This is a genomic window from Roseibium sp. RKSG952 (assembly GCF_009711355.1).
The window spans coordinates 91895-109893 of the sequence record NZ_SMMF01000958.1; the positions used below are offsets into that span (position 1 = coordinate 91895).

At 55.1% G+C, this 17999-nt stretch carries 11 protein-coding genes; 4 read left to right on the forward strand and 7 right to left on the reverse strand.

The window, feature by feature from the left end:
- Positions 1-1888 (forward strand): hypothetical protein (locus E1297_RS39545; protein ID WP_209016275.1); only part of this gene is annotated, 1888 nt, incomplete at its 5' end.
- A gap of 179 nt (positions 1889-2067) precedes the next feature.
- On the opposite strand, the gene E1297_RS39550 is transcribed toward E1297_RS39545, so the two are convergent.
- From E1297_RS39550 to E1297_RS39580, 6 genes are all read right to left on the reverse strand, one after another.
- Positions 2068-3372, reverse strand: a complete 1305-nt coding sequence (locus tag E1297_RS39550) for an McrC family protein (protein WP_155148029.1) — start codon at positions 3370-3372, stop codon at positions 2068-2070.
- Positions 3369-5687 (reverse strand): AAA family ATPase, encoded by a 2319-nt coding sequence (locus tag E1297_RS39555; RefSeq protein ID WP_244328061.1) that lies wholly within the window; start codon positions 5685-5687, stop codon positions 3369-3371. The genes E1297_RS39550 and E1297_RS39555 overlap by 4 nt, the downstream gene beginning before the upstream one ends.
- Before the next feature lie 246 nt (positions 5688-5933).
- Positions 5934-9080: an exodeoxyribonuclease V subunit beta gene (locus tag E1297_RS39565; protein WP_155148031.1), complete on the reverse strand. Its 3147-nt coding sequence runs from the start codon at positions 9078-9080 to the stop codon at positions 5934-5936.
- The gene (locus E1297_RS39570) at positions 9077-11695 is read right to left on the reverse strand and encodes a PD-(D/E)XK nuclease family protein (RefSeq protein WP_155148033.1); all 2619 of its coding nucleotides are present in this window, start codon (positions 11693-11695) and stop codon (positions 9077-9079) included. Before E1297_RS39570 ends, E1297_RS39565 begins: the two co-directional genes overlap by 4 nt.
- A 205-nt stretch (positions 11696-11900) precedes the next feature.
- Entirely contained in the window at positions 11901-12647 is a 747-nt protein-coding gene (locus E1297_RS39575; protein ID WP_196223516.1) for an RES family NAD+ phosphorylase, read from the reverse strand.
- Complete coding sequence (locus E1297_RS39580; RefSeq protein WP_209016276.1) at positions 12628-13017, reverse strand: MbcA/ParS/Xre antitoxin family protein; 390 nt, start codon at positions 13015-13017, stop codon at positions 12628-12630. The genes E1297_RS39575 and E1297_RS39580 overlap by 20 nt, the downstream gene beginning before the upstream one ends.
- A gap of 155 nt (positions 13018-13172) precedes the next feature.
- Between E1297_RS39580 and E1297_RS39585 the strand changes: the two genes are divergently transcribed.
- The 3 genes from E1297_RS39585 to E1297_RS51445 all read left to right on the forward strand — a co-directional run bounded on the left by E1297_RS39585 (position 13173) and on the right by E1297_RS51445 (position 16029).
- Positions 13173-14315: a multiubiquitin domain-containing protein gene (locus E1297_RS39585; protein WP_155148035.1), complete on the forward strand. Its 1143-nt coding sequence runs from the start codon at positions 13173-13175 to the stop codon at positions 14313-14315.
- Entirely contained in the window at positions 14312-15703 is a 1392-nt protein-coding gene (locus tag E1297_RS39590; RefSeq protein ID WP_155148037.1) for a ThiF family adenylyltransferase, read from the forward strand. Before E1297_RS39585 ends, E1297_RS39590 begins: the two co-directional genes overlap by 4 nt.
- 146 nt (positions 15704-15849) lie before the next feature.
- Complete coding sequence (locus tag E1297_RS51445; RefSeq protein ID WP_244328062.1) at positions 15850-16029, forward strand: DUF6527 family protein; 180 nt, start codon at positions 15850-15852, stop codon at positions 16027-16029.
- A gap of 501 nt (positions 16030-16530) precedes the next feature.
- Here E1297_RS51445 and dgt read toward each other — a convergent pair.
- Positions 16531-17880 (reverse strand): dGTP triphosphohydrolase, encoded by a 1350-nt coding sequence (dgt, locus tag E1297_RS39595; protein ID WP_155148038.1) that lies wholly within the window; start codon positions 17878-17880, stop codon positions 16531-16533.
- Positions 17881-17999 lie beyond the last annotated feature (119 nt).

Sequence of the window (17999 nt, forward strand, 5' to 3'; positions counted from 1 at the left end):
ACTTGTTTCGCCGTTTTTGACACGCAGACAAAGGCAATGCATTGGCGAGGACGAAGATCCGACCAAGCACAGTTACCCAAGACTGGAAAACCACGGGCGCTCGAAGAAACTTAAGGTGACAAAGCCTCAGCAAACGCGTCTGGATGAGATTGTAGCACTCTGTAAAGAACTTGCGCCTGGCGGTAGGGTGACCGCTGTCGAGAAAAGCCGCTTCGGACACGTCAGCACACAACAAAGCACGCAAGACCAACTCTACATTCGCAACCTTTTGAACATTCTGCGTGTGAGCGCCGCCCAAGCCCATTGGGAGATGTCTCATGGAGCTATTGGAAAATCGCTTCGCGACTTCGAACGTGGTGGGAAATCGAAGAAAAAGGTATCCCACCGCGACCAGTCAGACATGTTCGCGGCATTGGGAATAGAAGCGCCTGAACCCACAAAGAAATGCGACACTCTAAACCAAAAACTGGGTCTCAGAGTTCTCAAGGAGCTTGATGAAAAGCGGTATGAGGCGTGCCTGAGAATACAAAATGAAAAAGACAGGGTTGTCTTTCTTGCAGAACGGACGGACACGCTCGAGATATTTGCAGAAGCACTGTCGCGCAGAGGCCACCACACCAACTATGTCGTGGGAAACCAAACCAAGGGTGAAGATCGTGCCGTGAAGGCAATCTTTGGAGATGGCCCCGACAGCTTCATGCGTATCAAACAGGGAAAGTCCGTGGAGTCTTACTTCCGGCCTGGAGGAAAGAATGAACCAAAAGGGTCTGCATCGGTTTTTCTGACTTACAAGATGGCTGAAGGTATCAACCTTCAGTCGTCAGACACGCTGGTGTTGCTTGGCCTGACCTCGAACCTGAAAGAGCTCATCCAAGGTCTGGGTAGAATCGACAGGATCGATAGTGAGTTCGGGGTCGTCAATTACCACCTTATTGATGTGCCAGTAGGTCAGTTTGCATCTGACGAAAAAATCGCCCAGCGTATAGAGAACTATAAAACTTTGGCTGGGGAAGCGTTAATCGACGCCGTCTTAGAAGAAAGCACCGAAGACGCAGAACTGATCCTCGAGAGTGTTGTTGAATATCTGCGATCCCCTCGGCGTCTTCGCGACAGTAACTTTCACGACGTGCTGGAACGCACCAAGAAAACCATCCCCGACGTCCGCTACAAACTCATCGACAAAGCCAAAATCCAGGGCACCTGGGGTGCGGAGTTGGCGCTATTATCGGCTCGTGAGAAGTTCACGGCACTGCACCTAAAGGGGCTAAACAAGAGCAACAGCTTCTTTCCGCCTCGCCTGCTGCTTCTCAAGGATTCTGCGCCAGGCCTGATATTGGAACGCAACCAGCTGGCCTGCGCCCAATCTCTGGAGACTGCGTACGAACGGACCAGAAGCCTTGGCATGGAACATGCCCACATATCACTGGAAGATCTCTCTGAAGCGCTAGAGACGATTTCGGAGCAGATTGGCAAGCTGACCGAGTGGGATTTGCGCCCGGCGCGCGTTGAGAGCCTCATGAAAGCCTGCGCCGAGTTCATGGGACGCAAGGGCGGTGTCGAACTCAATGATCAAGAATGGTTTGGCCATCTTTCACTACGGGCCGTGGAAATGGTGTGCGAGGCGTGGAGCCGAGAGCTTGATCCCTTCTGGGAACAAGCAAAGCACGAAGTGCGTGACAGCTTCGCCTATGAGGATCTTCCCAAGGGCTACATCGCGCTTCAGGTTATCCTGGAAAAGCTCGAAAGCGATCATCAGGCGTCCGCTGAGATTCATGAAAAGATGGTCCGGGTCATCGAGGAAGCTGAACAGGTTTCACGCGACCACGAACCCGCAATTGGACAGCGCATTTCAGTGGTGCTCTTTTCGGATGGTGCAGGCGAGCACTAAGCAGCCTCAGATAGCAGTGAAGCCAGATCCCGCTTTCCAAGCTCATGGATGATGCCATCATCGCGCTTTGAGTTTGGATTCTGCGTGCTTCCAGCAATTCGTTGAGTTGCATCCCGTCTTCCAGCGTGGCGCTTGGTTCAAGTTCACTTAGAGCTTCATCGATGGTTGTCGTCCTACGCCTATCCGAGCTCATGTTCCTGAAGCGCCCCTCGAACCAGGGACTTCAGAGCTTCGACATGCGCATGCGACGAGCCAGTGACGTCCAGCGTAGCTACCTGGAGGCATTCTTCCGCGCCTTCGCTTGCAATGGCGTATCGAGTGCGGATCGGATCGGGTGGCAAATCACCGTGGTGTGGATAGAGCAACATGACGTTCGGGCACCGATAGAGTTGGCTGTAGGCCATCAATTGATACACATCGGACTGACTTACACCCTGTTTCGGATCGTCAATGCGCGGCGCCATCCTTTTCCATTTCGTGTCGATGACGAGCGCGGTCCGATCGCCCTGCCGGATGATGAGGTCGGGCTTGGTCCGAAACCGACCTGTACCGCCTTCGAATAGGCAATCTCGATGACCGCCTTGCGCTGCGACACGGTATCCGCTGCCTGCGAGGGCGCGGGTGACCAGTCTGGCAACGTATTGTTCGAACAAGGCATTCATCTCGAACAGGAGCGCATGACCATTAATAGCGCCAGCAGTGGTTTGCTGATGCCGGTCTGTGAGTATTAGTCGGGCGAACGAAAGAAGCTCACTCCACCGCTGATTAGTCCTATCCAGAGTGATCTGGTCCCATCGCAACGCAGGGACGGAAACCTCGCTCACACCGGCATAGGTAAAGCCAAGCTCGCGCAGGATACGCTGGTTGTCGGGCGCCTGTGCCACGTGCTGCAAGCGCGTCACGGCGGCGCGCATCACCTGGTTGAGCGGTATATCAGAAGACAGTTCATCGTATCGGCAGGCCAGCCTCTGCGGCGCGACCGCATGGCGAGAGAACTGGCGGGTGACATCGAGCCTGCCGCGGAGGGCAGGTAGGTCGTCCGCATGATCCAAATAACGGCGCGGCAATCCCATTCGCACCGCTTCCATCAGGCGGGCGCAAAAAAGCCGGATCAACAATTCCAGTATGGTGTCCTTCTGCCATCCGAGCTGGGCCAGCGATCCTGCGTCGATGCGCAGATCGTGGACAACCGCCAGCATGTGGATCAGGCGGCGACGCAGAGCATCATCGGAAGCCTCGCGCTCACCCAGGCCTTCGATCTTCGGAAGGATCTCCAATTGACAGCCTTGCGCGACGATTACGCCGACCACGCCGCGGACCCGCAGGCCTTTGCGGCCGTGTTCGAGTACACCTTCTCCACGGCGTCCCGCGAAGGTCGAGCGTGCCGCAACAGCGGCAATCCGATCAGCTTCCGCCTGCGGGATGGTCGCGTCGTCGTCCCCATAGCCGATGCGCTGCCATTCGCGGAGAGTGCGGCGGATCATGAACCAAGCAACCTCGCGTACTCGAAGCCGTCTTCAGCACTCCGCACATCCCATCTGAAACGCGGCATCGCGTCGCCATTGTCGAGGCCTGGAGGCGCTTTCAGAACAGTCCTGTTGAGGAAGCCACCCTTTATCGGCCCGTCATGAGTTTCCAGATCGCCCAGGACTGCAGCGATTTTGCCCCAGTCTTCGAAGAAGTATTCAGCCAGCAGCGGGATAACCTTGTGCTGCATCACTTCGTCCACGTCGGCTCGGGTGTCGCAGCCGGTAAAGTATGCTTGGCCGATCTGGTGGTCACGATCGTACAGATACTCAATGCGTTCATTAATGATTGCCAGAAGGCTAGGTAGGTCGATCCCGGTGCGGGCTGCGGCCTCCTTTAGAACTGTCGCATTTGGCATCATCTCGCGGAATGTGAACCGACGCCGAAGCGCAGTATCGAGCAGGGCGATCGAGCGGTCAGCCGTGTTCATGGTGCCAACGATGTGCAGATTCGATGGAACACCAAACTCGTCCCCGGAATAGGGAAGGCGCACCTTCAGCTGGTTCGGCTGACCGAGCCTCTTGTCCGATTCCAAAAGCGTAATCAGCTCGCCGAAAACCTTGGAAATATTGGCGCGGTTGATCTCGTCGATGATCAGGACGAAGGGTTCGGGATCAGTTGGCCCCTCGTGTTGCTGGCTGTTCATGTAGCGTTCAAGGGCCGGCACGTTCAGTTCAGCATCATAAAGCAAGTAAATTGATTTCATCGAGAAACGCCGGGAGTAGATTTCGCCGACAGGCACGCCTTCGCGGTCGATCCAGAGCCAACGGACTGCACGACGATGGGCGTATCCGCCACCGGGACGGGGGGCGAATTCGTAGCCGCCGGTAAACTCCCCGATGGCCCGGAACAGGCCGTTACCTTTCGACACGATGACGATGTCACCTTCTCGAACCCAGTTCCGAAAGATGAAGGGCATCTGCACCACGCCGGATCGGGCATCCACGTTGCCGTCTTGGTCACCCTGGGCCTTACAGGCCTCTATGATCTCGTCTCGGCTTTCGAATTTGTCGTCCGACCAGTCGATATCCCCGAAACCAAGGAGGGTGTAGCCGCCCTTGATCGCCTCTTCGAAGAGATGCGCGTCTTCCGGGTTATTCGCCTCACCGATCGACATCTTGAAGACTTGCCGGCCTTCAACCCGTATCAGATCTTCGCCAGATGAATGCCCATGACTGGTTTCCGCACGTTTAGCGATGCGGCGAAAAATGCCCGGCACGGTTTCCAACCGGAAGCCGGCTGTGGATGTGTCCTCGCCATCATCCGCACCGGTCATCGGCTGCCGCCCCTCGACGAACTCTTCATAAGCCATCGACTGGTGAAACGTGACGAAGTCGATCCGTCCCGCGGCGAGCAATCCTTGGTAGACGGCCATCAGATCGTCGCGATCTTCTGGCACCGGCTCCCCACACAACCTGACTGCCTCAGCAGCTGTGCTGAAAGTCTTCCCTGTGCCTGGCGGACCATAGAGAATAAGATTGGTAGCTGTGGGACGCTTATCCTGTTGGGCAATGGCCACAGTATTCTCTACCTGATTGGTCGGTTGTTGAACGCTGCCATTGGCAGGTACATCAATTTTCTTCGCTATGTCGGGATCAAGTTGGTATCGAACGAGCCTTTCTCCACCGTAGGTCAAATAGTTGATCGTGCCGCCGGCGATGGCTTTGACTCTCGAAGCAAGTCCTTCCACGAGCATTGCCCGCGCGACGTCGACTATATCTTCAGTTTCGATCGCGTCTTCCGCTTTGTTGCCCGCACCCTTGGGCTTGATCCGATAGGCTGAAACTCCGTTGGACCGATTGAAATTCTTCACTGGTTGGAATGGATTCCCAGCGGCGTCAAATAACGTGAATGGTCGCTCGTTTTGTGATGCCGCCGACTCGTCCAGCCCAAAGCGAAACACCGTGGCTGGGCTCTGATCAGCCCCAATCCGCTCCGGAGCGCTGATCTGTGCGAGGTCCTGGAAAATCTTCCCCGCCATAGCTTGGCATATGTTTGGCCATGCCTGGTTCAGGTCGAGTGCAGTATTCACGTCACGAACGAGCACGTCGACATGGGATGTACCTTCTTCACGGGCCGGCTCGATATACTCTTGCAGCACGTGTTGGCGAATTCGATCTGCATCCTTCGCTGCGCCGGGCGTTTCGCCTGCAATGAACCGTCCGTATTGCGACAACCAGCTGCTCCAATTAGATAGGCGGTTTTGCGGCTTTTCGGAGACCGGCATCAGGATTCGATAGTCTTCACCTCCGGAACGAGCGTCGTCGCGCATCGCTTTGAGACGTTCCCTGAGCTTCGCGAATTGATCGGCCTTCCAAGCTTCCTCAAGGTTGTCATAAGTCATGCCAAGCGCGCCGAGATTGCGCTCTATTGTACGGACAGCATGGGTTCTTGTATTTCGTCCTGCCTCGGTCTGCGCGCCGGATTGTTTTAACCAGGCCTTGAATTCATTGTCGTTCAACGGCTTCTCCCAAACTCAGCTCTACGAATATTGTTGCTCTTTTCTGACCGAGTGTCTTTACGTGAGGGCTTTCTGCGGCACCCGAGAAAGCGAAAGTGTTCCTTCGCTCATCCAGTTGATCGCTATTCCTTTGAGCTGTTTATCCGGCCACTCCTTGCGGATCAGCTCTGCATATGCTGCAAGCTGAGGTAGATAGGTTGCGAAACGTGCCTCAGGATCCAAGCAGGTCCCGGATTTGTGGTCGACGATTAGCAGCCTGTTTTGGCCTTCGGCCAGCAAATCGATGATCGCATTGGTCTCAGAGCCATCTGCAGCCACTTTCTGAATAGGAAGTTCAAAATATAAACGATCAAATCCCTGATCGGAGAGCCAAGAAGTTAGAGCCCTAGCCTGCGTTTCAATCTCCTCAAGAGTGTCTTTCGACAGGCCGGTAGCGGCTTCCAGCTGATCTGCCTTATCTGGGTGTTGGGCGAGGACGCGCAACGCAAGATGCCATGCAGTTCCTCGGGCCGCAGGATCAGCCAGTGCGCGGTCTGAGATAGGTGATCCAAGATTGTACGTTGCCAGATGGCTTGCTGGTTCGTCGATCTGGTTACCAAAAGTCGATGGGCTCCGCCGCCACGCTGTCTTACCAGTCAGACTCAACATCCGTCGCTCGCCGAAGAGAGCATACCCAACGTTTTCAACGATTCTTGTCGAGTCGGGGCTTTCGACATTGCCGTCGAAGATTCGAGCCTCAAACGCGCGTCCGCAGAGAGAGATTTCGCCGTCGATGACTGTAAGACCGGCCTGATCCCGTAGAATATCTATCATCCGCTCGGGTTGCGTGCGTGCTGTCTTCCGTTCCTTTGGGAGAACCAAGATCAGTCTATCCCGAGCTCGCGTCAGCGCGACGTAGAGCTTGCGGGCGGCATCTTTCATATCTTCGGGATGCCGCGCCTCAGCAAAGGCTTGCTGGCTCTCCGGGGTTGCGAAGTCTGGGAGGAAGCCTAGTCCAGCGTTGTCCAGCACACTCGCAAGATGATCAAAGCTTTCGAACTCTGCACGCAACGTCCCAGGTCGCTCAGCAATGCTTTGATCGAGGCCGGCCACGAGTGTTATCGGCCATTCCCGACCCTTTGCTGAATGCCATGTACAAATTTCAACGCCACTGCCTGACCAAGCGTCGCGGTCCGGGTGGCGATCCCAGTCTCTATCCGTCTGCCCTGAAATCCAACCCAGAAAAATCTGCATGTTGTTGCCATGGAAGCCTGCTGCGGCGCGCAGCCCGGGCAACATCCTGTCAAACTCCTTCGCTTCACCATCTAGGCGGGCCAAATCCGCCAGGGCCTGTGTTGCATCGGAAATGCCTGCAGCCCAGTCTCGTAACCCGGTGGACTGCAACACCAAGGCGACCGCATCAGCGATAGGAAGCGCTTCGATTGCTTGGTTCAACCCTCGTAGGGTTTCCAATGACTGATGTGTGTCCAGTATTCCATCCACGGCGTTGCGAAGAGCATCCTCCGCCGCCATTCGAGGTGGCCCGAGCGTCAGCCACGTGAGTGCCGCGTATTTATCTCCGGGGTCAGACGCGTAGGCCAACGCCGCGCGCGTTGCACGCATAGCGGGTGCGCCCAGCCAGCCCGCCTGCTGAATGCGGACAGGAATGCCATGTGCCTCAAGTGCTGCGGCGACGCTGCTGGCATGACCATGCGTGTAACAGAGGACGGCGATGTCTTCTGGGCGAACAGCCCGAAGCTCTTCTCGCGCTTTGTCGAACACTTGTGTTCCATCAGCCAGAAGATCAGCGACGCGGTTGGCGATGCTGGGAGCCGCATTTACGAAGTCACTTCGCGGCAAATTCAGAACTTCGAATGCCGTCTCACCGGTTTCAGCCCTCACTGGCGAAAGCACATCGTAGTTATCTGGGAAGAGTGTTGGCCCCAGCGTGTTCACCAGTTCCATGATCCGCGGATCGGATCGCCAGTTGCGGTTAAGCGGTGCAATAACATCCGGATTGGCCGATTGAAGTGCTGCTGACAGCCGGGCGTCTGCGCCCTGAAATCCCATGATCGACTGTTTGGTGTCTCCAACGATGAGTGCATGCTTGGCGCTACAAGCCAGCCGCCAAAGCAGGGCGAACTGAACCGGGTTTGTGTCTTGAAACTCATCGATCACCACACAATCGATCTCGCCAAGAACCGATTGCAGGATTGCGGGGTCTTTCCGCAGCAAGGTTTCGGTTTCGACGATCATGTCGGCATAGTCGATGAGCCCTGCTTCCCGTTTCGCAGCCTGATAGGCGGCGAGAACCTCCTGTGCACCGGTCACAATTGCAGTGAGATGGGCGCGAGCATCCGCCAGCGGCCCCGGATGGCGTGGCAAGAAATCTGCAGCGGCGACCACGGCAGCTGCACGTTCATCGTAGCCATCAGGGGTTTGTGAGCCCCGCTTCGACTGACGAAGATTTCTCAGTTTTTGCCATAGCTTCCAGTCGCCCTCCAAAACACCAGGCCCCAAAGCGCGGCGCAGGTCTTTGTGGTTGCCGGAAAAGTCCTTCACGGCAGACGCATTGCCTTGGAATTGATTTGCAAGATTGTGCGGAAATGCACCCAGAAGAGACTGCACAGCCCGTCTCAATGCATCTGTCAAAGCTGTACCATCAGCTTCGCATTCGCCATAGCCATCGGTCAATTCCGCCAGTGCAGAGTTCAGAATATCCGGAGAACCACCTCTCTCGCCCAAGCCTCGGATCAGGTCGACGGTTTGCAGGAGTTTCGCGCGGAATTTCTCCTCGGCACTCATGCCTGTCTGCGGATCCCAAGCATAGCCAAATCGAGCCAAGTCAGCCATCAACGGCTTCAACGCCTCACAACGCCCCATCTCCAAGCGGATAAGAAGATCGCGCTCGGGCTCTGTCAGAAGACGGCTCTCGGGGGAGCGCCCGCCGACGAAGGCATGTTCTGTCAGAAGCCGCTGTCCTAAAGCGTGGATAGTACCGATGTATGCTCGGTCAATTTCAAGCGCATCCCCGATGCGCCCCCGCGCCATCAATGCGCCGCGGATACGATCGCGCATCTCCGAAGCAGCAGCTTCTGTGAAGGTCACTGCCAAAATCCTGCTGGCAGCAATTTCGCCACCCACCACCCAATCGGCAAGCGTTTCTTTGATGCGATGGGTTTTCCCGGCCCCTGCTCCGGCAGGTACAAGCGTGAGATGTGTCATGCCTGGTCCTCCTCGGGCAAAGTGAAGGCCGCAACCAGCGGGTTGCCTTCGAGTGCGTAAGCTTTGATACCGCGCTCTTTCTCGAACCGCTTGGCATCTCCCTCTCGGTTTAATCGCACTGTACCAGCACCAACCTCTGCGACGGCATCCGCAAGATGCGACATTGCATTCTCAGAGACATCTCGGGAGGCAGCTTCGATACGGGCAAGGCCCGCTCCAAGGTCATCGGACAAAACCGTCGCGTCGCGTGTTGTGTGATAGGCGGTGACGATTTGCGCTCCATCGTCGACCAGTCGCGTCAGCGCGGTCTCTTCGTTGGGACGCTGCAGCATAGCGCGATAGAGTGCGACTTGTAGGTCCCAGCCCTTTGACATGCGGTCGCGGCGATTGCCGGCTCCTGATCTCTTGTGATCAACAACGAGAATCCGCCCGTCCGGCAACTGTAGCAGGCAGTCGGCCTTGCCATGCAAGAGCAGTCCACCGTGATCCCCGGCAAGATTGATCTCGTTGTGCAAAATGGTCGCGCCAGTTTCGTTCAAGAATCCGGCCCAAGTTCTTGCGACGTCAAGTGCCTCGCCCAAGAGGGATTGACGTTCTGTAGCCCAAGATGCGCCGCTGAGCCATCTTGCGTGTTTCTTGATCGCTGCATCCAGAATATCGGGCAGTGTTGCTTCCAAAGCGTCAATCGCCGAGACTGGCGCGTTTTCGGGGAAGGCGTCTTCGAGGACCTGATGTATAATTGTCCCGAGGGTCATGACATCGAGGGTTTCTGGTGCCCAGGTGCGGTCTTTCGCATCGAGTTCGTCGAGCAACCAGGCCAAGGGGCTCACAAGCAGGGATTCAAGACGCGAGGGCGATTGCGGCAGAATCCGCCCCGCATCATCATGCCGGATGCGGAGAAGATCGATGCCCGGTTTGTCTGGTGTCCCAAGACCACGGTTGAGCCGCAGAATACCATCTTCCGGGAGTTCAGCCCTGAACCCGTGCGAAAGGTGGGGCGTTACATGCCATGCCACGGGCCATTGATCACGCGGTAGAGCTCGAACGTCCTGCACAAGGTCTGTTGGTTTCTCAAACCCGAGCATATGGCTGATCAAGGCCAAGCCGGTGGAAGGCGACAAAGGTTCTCCGAGCAGATTTTTCGCCGGTGCGAGGAGTGTCAAACCTTCTGTCCCTGCGCAAAGTTGACGGCGGAAGAGTTCCAGTCCACGCGCGAGCTTCTTCCGGCGGCCATTAAGTTGCAGTCCGGTATTCTGGCGGATCAGAGCAACTTCAGCCTCGGTGAAGAAAGGATCCGACCCAGGGCTGCGTGGCCAGCGGTTGCCGTTCATCCCCAGCACAAGTAGCTGGCGAACGGGCCGCCACGGAAGTGTATTCTCTGTGAAGAGCGATACCCCTTCCACAAACCGTTGATGTCCAGTGGCGTCAACCTGGTGTGGAACCGCCAGCTTGTGAAGCAGTGCCCAGTCGAGCGTTTCGCGGGTTACTGCGCGCAAGGGCGCGATGCGCGGTTGCAAGTCCGTATCTGGTAGAGATTTATCGATCGCGCCCAGACGCGCGAACAATTGCTCCGGGGTATGCGATGGATGCAGCGCGTCCAGCAGCTCCTTCGCTGATCCAGTCAACTGAGAGGCAGTCTTGGACCAGCCGTAATCCATTACTTCACGGGCCATTTGATGACCAACGTCGCGCGCCCATGGCATCAAAGGAGAGATGTAAAGGGATGCCAGCGCCGTGCGCGGTGCAGGCACGGACAACAGGACCAGCAGGAGCGAAAGAAGTTCGCCTGTCAGGTCTCTCCTGGCCGCTTCCTCCGGCGCACCCGCAAGCGGCAGACCGAGTCGTTCGCAGCCTTCCTGCATTGCCAACATGTAGGCGGGGTCATCGGGCACCAAGAACCCTATTTCGCCAGGGCCATCAACGCAGCCGTCATCAAGCATGCGTTGGGCAAGTGCCGCTGCAAATTGTGCTTCGTCTCTCGGATCACGCAGCCCGAAACAGGACACCGTGGAATCACGGTCGACTGGGTTCGTCGCCGTACCCAAGTGTTCTTGGACCATACCGTAGCAACCAACTGCCGACCCATCACCTCGCGGCTGGCGCTGCCTCCAACTTGTCTGATCTGCTTCGGGTGCAGCGCCGTGTTGGCGGGTCAGAGCTTCCACTAGGGCAGCTTCTGCCGCATCAGCGTGTGGACACGGCGACGGATCAAGGATCGGCAGTGGCTCGAGTGCATCTTTCGCTTCAGAACAGATCACGCGCGCCCATGCCGCCAATGGCTCAGGCAAACTGCCCAAGTCCTTCCAAAGTTCTTTCAAGGCAGCGAGGTGTGTTTTCGCACGACATTCCGGCAATGCCGAAACATCGAGTTCAGTAGGACTGAGGCTCTGCGTAGATCGAACCACAGCTGTGAGAGCTGCTTCGATGGCGCGCGTTGTCTCTGCTGGAGCGGCCTCAAAGCTGGCGCTCCAAGGTGCGTTCCGTCCTTCGAGGGTGGCAATCAAGTCCAAATCACAGGGTTTAGGAGCGAGATAGGTTTCGCGTAACAGGTCATCCGTCACATAGCGCACGGCTCCGGTAATTGGGTTGGCGGTCAACAACGGATCAATACGCATCAGTGGTACTCTTTTGGAAATTATGTTGGAGAAAATGCTTTTTAACTATCTTAACTACTCTACCCTTAAGTTGAAAAGACTCAATCCAGTGCTCCCTTAAAATGAAAAGTTCACGTCGGCAGGGCTATGAGAGTCAGCGTCGGCTTGGGTTCACCGTATGGGATCAAGCTCAGCTCTCAAGGTTCGGGGTCCTATTTAGGTTCCTTCAAGCAGCCAAAACTAACCTCTCCCCTCGGAGATCGTCTGGATCAATGCTATTGTCCTCATCACTGCCTTTGCTGTTGAAGCAGTATAGATTTGTGATCCTTGTACCATCCCAGTTGTATCGGAAATGCTCACACTGAACCGCTTGGCCCAGAACGTCACCCGTCAAAATAGCTACTTTCGTACCTGTTGGACGTTCGGGGCAGTTGAATAGAACACCATCAAATCTATCTTCGCTCCTGCGCTCCAAAATGGATCTCCCGAATGCTCTTCGGGTCTCGAATGACATATCTGACTTAATACCGCGAGCATCCAAAAAATCGCCTTCCACGGGTCTACTTACCATTCGCATATCCACCCCAATTGGAGGCTCGGAAGTGCGACTCAGAAATAGCTCGCGCTTTGCCACAGACACAGCAAGTGCCGTTTGCTTGTCTGCCGAAAGCTCAAGGCATTTCGTAAATTGGTCAAAAAACCAACTTCCCTCAGGATTAGAATAAGTGAACGGAGCATGGTTCCAATTCTGTAGCTTTGGCGATCGTTCATATTGTGCATCAGGCGTTGCCCCAATGGCCCGATGCTTCTCTCGAAGGCGCGGATTGTATAACTCAGCAATTTCCGCCACTTCTTCGTGCCGACCGGAGGAGATTCTGGTGTACAGCGCAACTGGAGGAAACCGGGAAGGGATCAAAACGAAGTAGTTTCCGTTTTGCCTCGTGATTGGTAGTTTATCCGCCTCGTTGAGCATCTAGGTATTCTCTCACTTTGTAGATATCGACGACGCTACCGCCCATCATGTGTTCTAGGGCACTTATGTCGCCGAAATACTTGTTTGGGCGTTTTATCCAACTGTCCGCCGACAAGGGATCGGGGAGCAGGATTTGCAGGCACTTATATATTCCAAGTAGGTGCGAAATTCGTTCAATTGTGTCATTCGGTAGATTTCCTCCTTCTTTCTTCCACTTGAAGAACGTTGAGCGGCCGGGAGATCCCAGCAGCCTAATTTGCTCCTCAGTTGATAGCTTCCAGTCATCCGCGAGGTTCGAAAAGGCTTCCATCATTGCTGGAATCGTTTTTGCTCCCGCGTCGCTTCCGACGGCGGGATTAAGCTGTGGCATACATCTTCCCTCCAATAGTCCAAAAATGGACTTGTGTTCACAAAAGTCTCGATATAGATAAGTCCGTATCGGGACTTGTGAGGAGTATTAGTCCAAGAATCCCGAGATGCAAGTGAAACTTGTCGTTTGACGGCAAAGAACAAAGGACTGCTGCCATGCAGAGTATGATCGACATTGAAGACTGGGTGCGCGCCCAGCCAAACGCGCAAATTCCTGAAGCTGAGAGCTACCGTTTGCGTTTGTGGGACGGAGATGGCTTTGACGAAAAACGCTCGCTGAGCGATGCTAAACCGTCTGGTCGGCAGATTCTGGATGCCTTTGACCAATCGCCGGCCGATGAGTATGTGTTGCTCTACCTCCCTCGTCGCAAAAAGCTGGAGGTGATCGAACTGGATGACATCATCGATCTGCGAGCGCGGGGCCCAGAGCGCTTCTTCGCATTCAAGACCGATCGTCTCTTGAACTTCATCGTGAACGGACACCGGTTCAGCTGGGGGGCGTCAACGATTTCCGTCGCTCTTATTCGGCTCATCGCCCGGATTCCTGACAATGAGACCCTTTTTCTGGAGCGCGCAGACGCACCTGATAAGGAACTCGCTGATGACGATGCTGTCCGTCTGTCAGGCAAAGGTCTCGAACGGCTTGTTTCTCGCCAGCCGTCCTGGAAGCTCAACGTACAGGGTGTGTTGCTGACGCTGACATCTCCTGTCGTTGTGGTCAAAGATGCCTTGGCGCAGGCCGGTTTCGATCCGAGCGCTGGATGGATTGCGATCCTGAAGCGGAAGGGTGAAGCGAAACTCCAGGTAGCGCTGACCGATACGATCGATTTGACCCTACCGGGGATCGAAAAGCTTCGGCTGACTCCGGCTCAGATCAACAATGGCGAGGTGCAAACAGCGCCTCGCCGTGAATTCGGACTGTTGGAAAAAGACGAGGCATATCTGAATGAGCGCAGCTTGCACTGGGAGACCTTTGTCGATCGTGGTCGCCGTTGGCTGCTGCTTAGCAACTTCGTGCTGCCAGAGGGCTATAATCACTCGTTTGTCGACATCGCAATTGATGTGCCGCCAACCTATCCTCGGTCTGAGATAGACATGTTTCATTGCTTTCCCCACCTGACGCTCAGCAATGGCCGTGTCATTGGCGAAACATCGGGGCGGACAGCCATTGCAGGTCAGACCTTCCAGCAGTGGTCCCGTCATCTGAACGGTCAGACGCGTTGGAACCCGGCGACCGACAGTGTGATGACACACATTGCTGTTGTTGAAGCTGCGCTTTTGAAGGAGGTGGGCGAATGACTAGAAGCCTCACCTTAACAGAGCGTCAGCACGAGGAACTACGGGGCATGCTGTTTCCAGGCGATGGCTTGGAATCAGCGGCAATCCTGATCTGCAGGTACACCGGTCCGAAACGTGAAAGACTGATCGTTGCCGATATCTTGAACGTGCCTGATAGGGCGTGCGCTACACGTAAACGAGATTTTGTTAGCTGGCCAGGTTCAAGTATCGAAGAGGCTATCGACAAGGCCGAACAAGATTCCGACGCCATCGTGTTGGCCCACAGCCATCCTGGCGGCGGGCTCAAATTTTCTCGTGTCGATGATGCGAGCGACCGCGTAACTATGCCGGGATTATTCGCGGCAATCGAAGCAGATGGTCCCTATCATGGGTCCGCAATCATGACGCCAGACGGAGCGATGAAAGCCCGCGTGTATGACGAAATTGGCGGGCATCAGGAGATTAACCAAGTCTGGCGCGTTGGGAGGAACATTACGAACCTCACTACGCTCAGTGCATGCCATATCATGCCCTTTGGAAAGCAGATGACCGATTCCTTTGCGCGTCAGACCGCATGCGTGATTGGTGTGTCCGGTACTGGATCTTTGGTCGCCGAACTGTTGGCGCGTAAAGGTGTCGGCCATTTGATTCTGATCGATTTCGACACAATCGAACACAAGAACCTCAACCGTATCGTCAATTCCTCCATCGCGGATGCTGATGAGAACCGATCCAAAATACAGATGATGGTCGAGGCTATTGCGCGATATGCACCCAATACCAGAGTCACCATCATCGATGCGCCAATTGATGAGCGAAAAGCGGTCGTCGCAGCATCATCTGCTGATATTCTGTTCTCTTGTGTGGACAGCATGGTCGGCCGGAGCATCGCTGAACTAATTTCACGGCACTGTCTGATCCCATTGATCGATATGGGTGTCACGATTCCGACACGTAGGGATGCAGATGGACATCCTCACGTTGCAGACGTTTGCGGGCGCATCGATTTCGTGAGCCCCGATGGGCCAAGTCTGACTGATCGAGGAGTGGTGACTGCGGAGGGATTGCGCGCGGAATACTTATTTGCCAACGCGCCTGAAGCAGCCAAACGGGAGATTGAGGCTGGGTACATCTCGGGGATTCACGAAGAGGCGCCCTCCGTCATGGCATTGAACATGCGGGCTGCCTCCGATGCTGTCTTGGAATGGATAGAGCGTCAGTATCTCTATCGGCTCGACGGTAGTACTGGCTTTGCGCGCACGCTCTTCTCTCACGCTGCGGGCGAAGTTGAGTTCTTTTCGGAAGGTGATTTCGTGTGCGATTCAGCACACGGCTTAGCGCAAGGCCTCGTCGAGCCACTACTCGGAATACCGGGCCTGGCGCGGCCCGCCCGAAAGGATGCGGCATGAGTTTTGGTTTTTGGCTCAGATCCCTTTGGCAGCGTCATGGTCCCAAGAGACGACTTATCGTCGTCGAAGGAGATACACCCCCTGCTCCAATCCCATCGCGTCACGTTTATCTCTGTCGCGACGACGGCGATAATTGGTCAGTAGCTATGCGGTGCCCTTGCGGTTGCGGGGATGACCTCGAGCTCATGCTGTTGAAAGAGGTGAAGCCCAACTGGTCGCTGAAGACCAAAGAAAACGAGGCTCCGACCCTTCGGCCATCAGTTTGGCGAAAGTCTGGTTGTGGTTCACATTTTTGGCTCCGTAATGGACATATCCACTGGTGCTGAAGGAACTACCCTTTCCCTTATCCCGCTGATCTTCGATCCGGGCGAGACCTACCGATTTGACCGGAGCCCCGAGATTCTGGAGATCGACGATGCGACCACCACTGTGAAGGTGGGGCGCATACCCGCTTGTGTTGCAGGCCGCTGTTGCCGGTCAAGGCATTGCCCTTGGCTGGGGCAGGAAAACCGAAGGCATGATTGCAGGGGGCAAATTGATCCGACCCTGTCGCGAGAAAGTGGAACGGCCGACCGAGATTTCGGTTTTCCGTGGCAACGTGCGCAACCTGCATTCAAAGACTGATGATCTAGTCGAGTAGTTAACAGAAGAGCTAGAGGCTTAGCGGGCGTTCATTCAAGGTGCAGCATTCGTCTTTAGGCTTGAAGCTGCGGTTCTCTGCAACTCGTGTCAGCGACGGTTCCTGCCCAAAGCGAACACTCACCTCAGCGGCTGAGAATGGCGGCTTTCATGAGCAATTTGATAGTAGCATGCTTGTAAGACGCCCATTATGTGCCCGAAAGCATCCTTGAAATACGCAGCGCATACCGATCAGTCATGCCCGAAATAAAATCCGCCATGCTATGCAGGGCCTGCTCAACATTCGAGATTCCTCTGAGATCGAGTAGCAGCGCCCTCTCTACCTGCTTTGAATGATCATCCAAACTTTTTCGATCCCAATTATTGGTGGCAAGCTGCTCGTAAACGGGCAGGATACCGGACAAGACATTGCCGATAATCCGGTGGCCAGAAACTTCCAATTCAGTCTTTCGCCGGGCAGTGAAGATCCTCTTCTTGGAGAGATCCTTGATTTCCTCAAACTGCTTACTCAGCTTCCCCGCCTCGACCAACGATTGAGAAAAAGTGCCTGCCATAATCGCACTGTAGTTTGCCTTGAAAGCCTCAAGGCAATTTTCGATGCCCTTTCCGATGGCTACTGCGCGTAGATAAGCGATCTGTTCGGCTTCGCTCATATCCGAGGTGTCCCGATTGGGCTTGTCAGCAAGGTCAAAAAGCGCTCGACGCACGACATCAAACTGGAGTTCGCCGGTGGTAAAAGCGTCTTCGAGATCAACGATGTTGTAGCAAATGTCGTCCGCTGCCTCGACCACGAACACCAACGGGTGACGCCGCCACCAAGTATTCGACCCAACTTCAACTTTTGTCAGATTGAGCGCTTGAGCGACTTCTTCAAAAAGAGGCAGCTCAGAGTTGAAAACACCAAATTTTTTTCCGCCGAAGTATCCATCTTCCTTGTAGGCCAAGTCTGAGAGACCCTCCTTGGTCGCTGCGCTGAGGGGATACTTCATGAAGGCACCAAGCACCGCCTTTGATAGTCGCATGCCACCATCGTTGCGATACATTTCCGTTCTGGCGATGATACGGAACCCCTGAGCATTTCCCTCAAATGCGCAGAACTCTTCCTGCAAGATCGGGTCCAGGTCAGCGAACATTCCTTTGGCATTCGTAAACTTTTCCAAGAACCATTCGCCAATTGCGTTCTCGCCAGAGTGCCCGAACGGAGGGTTGCCGATGTCATGCGCAGCGCAAGCAGCTTGAACGATATTGGCCAGACTGTTTTCCTCACCCTTGTCGATGATCTCATGCTCAACTAGCCATTGCCCGATTGCCATCGCCAGTGATCTTCCGACGCTGCCGACTTCAATGGAATGGATCAGACGGTGGTGAACATGGTCATGCTCGTAGAGTGGCTGCACCTGAGTTTTATTCGCCAGACGCCGAAAAGGCTCCGAGAAAACAATTCGGTCGTAGTCCTGTGTAAAAATCGATCTGTTCACTTGTTCCGAGTACTTTGGATCGTGCAGTCGTTCGTTCGACAGCAAGGTGCTCCATTCCATTTCAATAGTCCTTCGCTCAATAAAACAGATCGCAGCTTGATTACCTGAAGTTGTTTTGCTCTTAAAGCAAAGAAGGACCGCTTTCCGCTCTGACGCCCCAAAGCAGTAGACAGCCCATA

Coding starts and splice junctions, on each gene's coding strand:
- E1297_RS39550 (WP_155148029.1), bottom strand. CDS start 3,372: ATGATCCGCCGCACTCTCCGCGAATGGCAGCGCATCGGCTATGGGGAC.
- E1297_RS39555 (WP_244328061.1), bottom strand. CDS start 5,687: ATGCGCGACGACGCTCGTTCCGGAGGTGAAGACTATCGAATCCTGATG.
- E1297_RS39565 (WP_155148031.1), bottom strand. CDS start 9,080: ATGACACATCTCACGCTTGTACCTGCCGGAGCAGGGGCCGGGAAAACC.
- E1297_RS39570 (WP_155148033.1), bottom strand. CDS start 11,695: ATGCGTATTGATCCGTTGTTGACCGCCAACCCAATTACCGGAGCCGTG.
- E1297_RS39575 (WP_196223516.1), bottom strand. CDS start 12,647: ATGCTCAACGAGGCGGATAAACTACCAATCACGAGGCAAAACGGAAAC.
- E1297_RS39580 (WP_209016276.1), bottom strand. CDS start 13,017: ATGCCACAGCTTAATCCCGCCGTCGGAAGCGACGCGGGAGCAAAAACG.
- E1297_RS39585 (WP_155148035.1), top strand. CDS start 13,173: ATGCAGAGTATGATCGACATTGAAGACTGGGTGCGCGCCCAGCCAAAC.
- E1297_RS39590 (WP_155148037.1), top strand. CDS start 14,312: ATGACTAGAAGCCTCACCTTAACAGAGCGTCAGCACGAGGAACTACGG.
- E1297_RS51445 (WP_244328062.1), top strand. CDS start 15,850: ATGCGGTGCCCTTGCGGTTGCGGGGATGACCTCGAGCTCATGCTGTTG.
- dgt (WP_155148038.1), bottom strand. CDS start 17,880: ATGGAATGGAGCACCTTGCTGTCGAACGAACGACTGCACGATCCAAAG.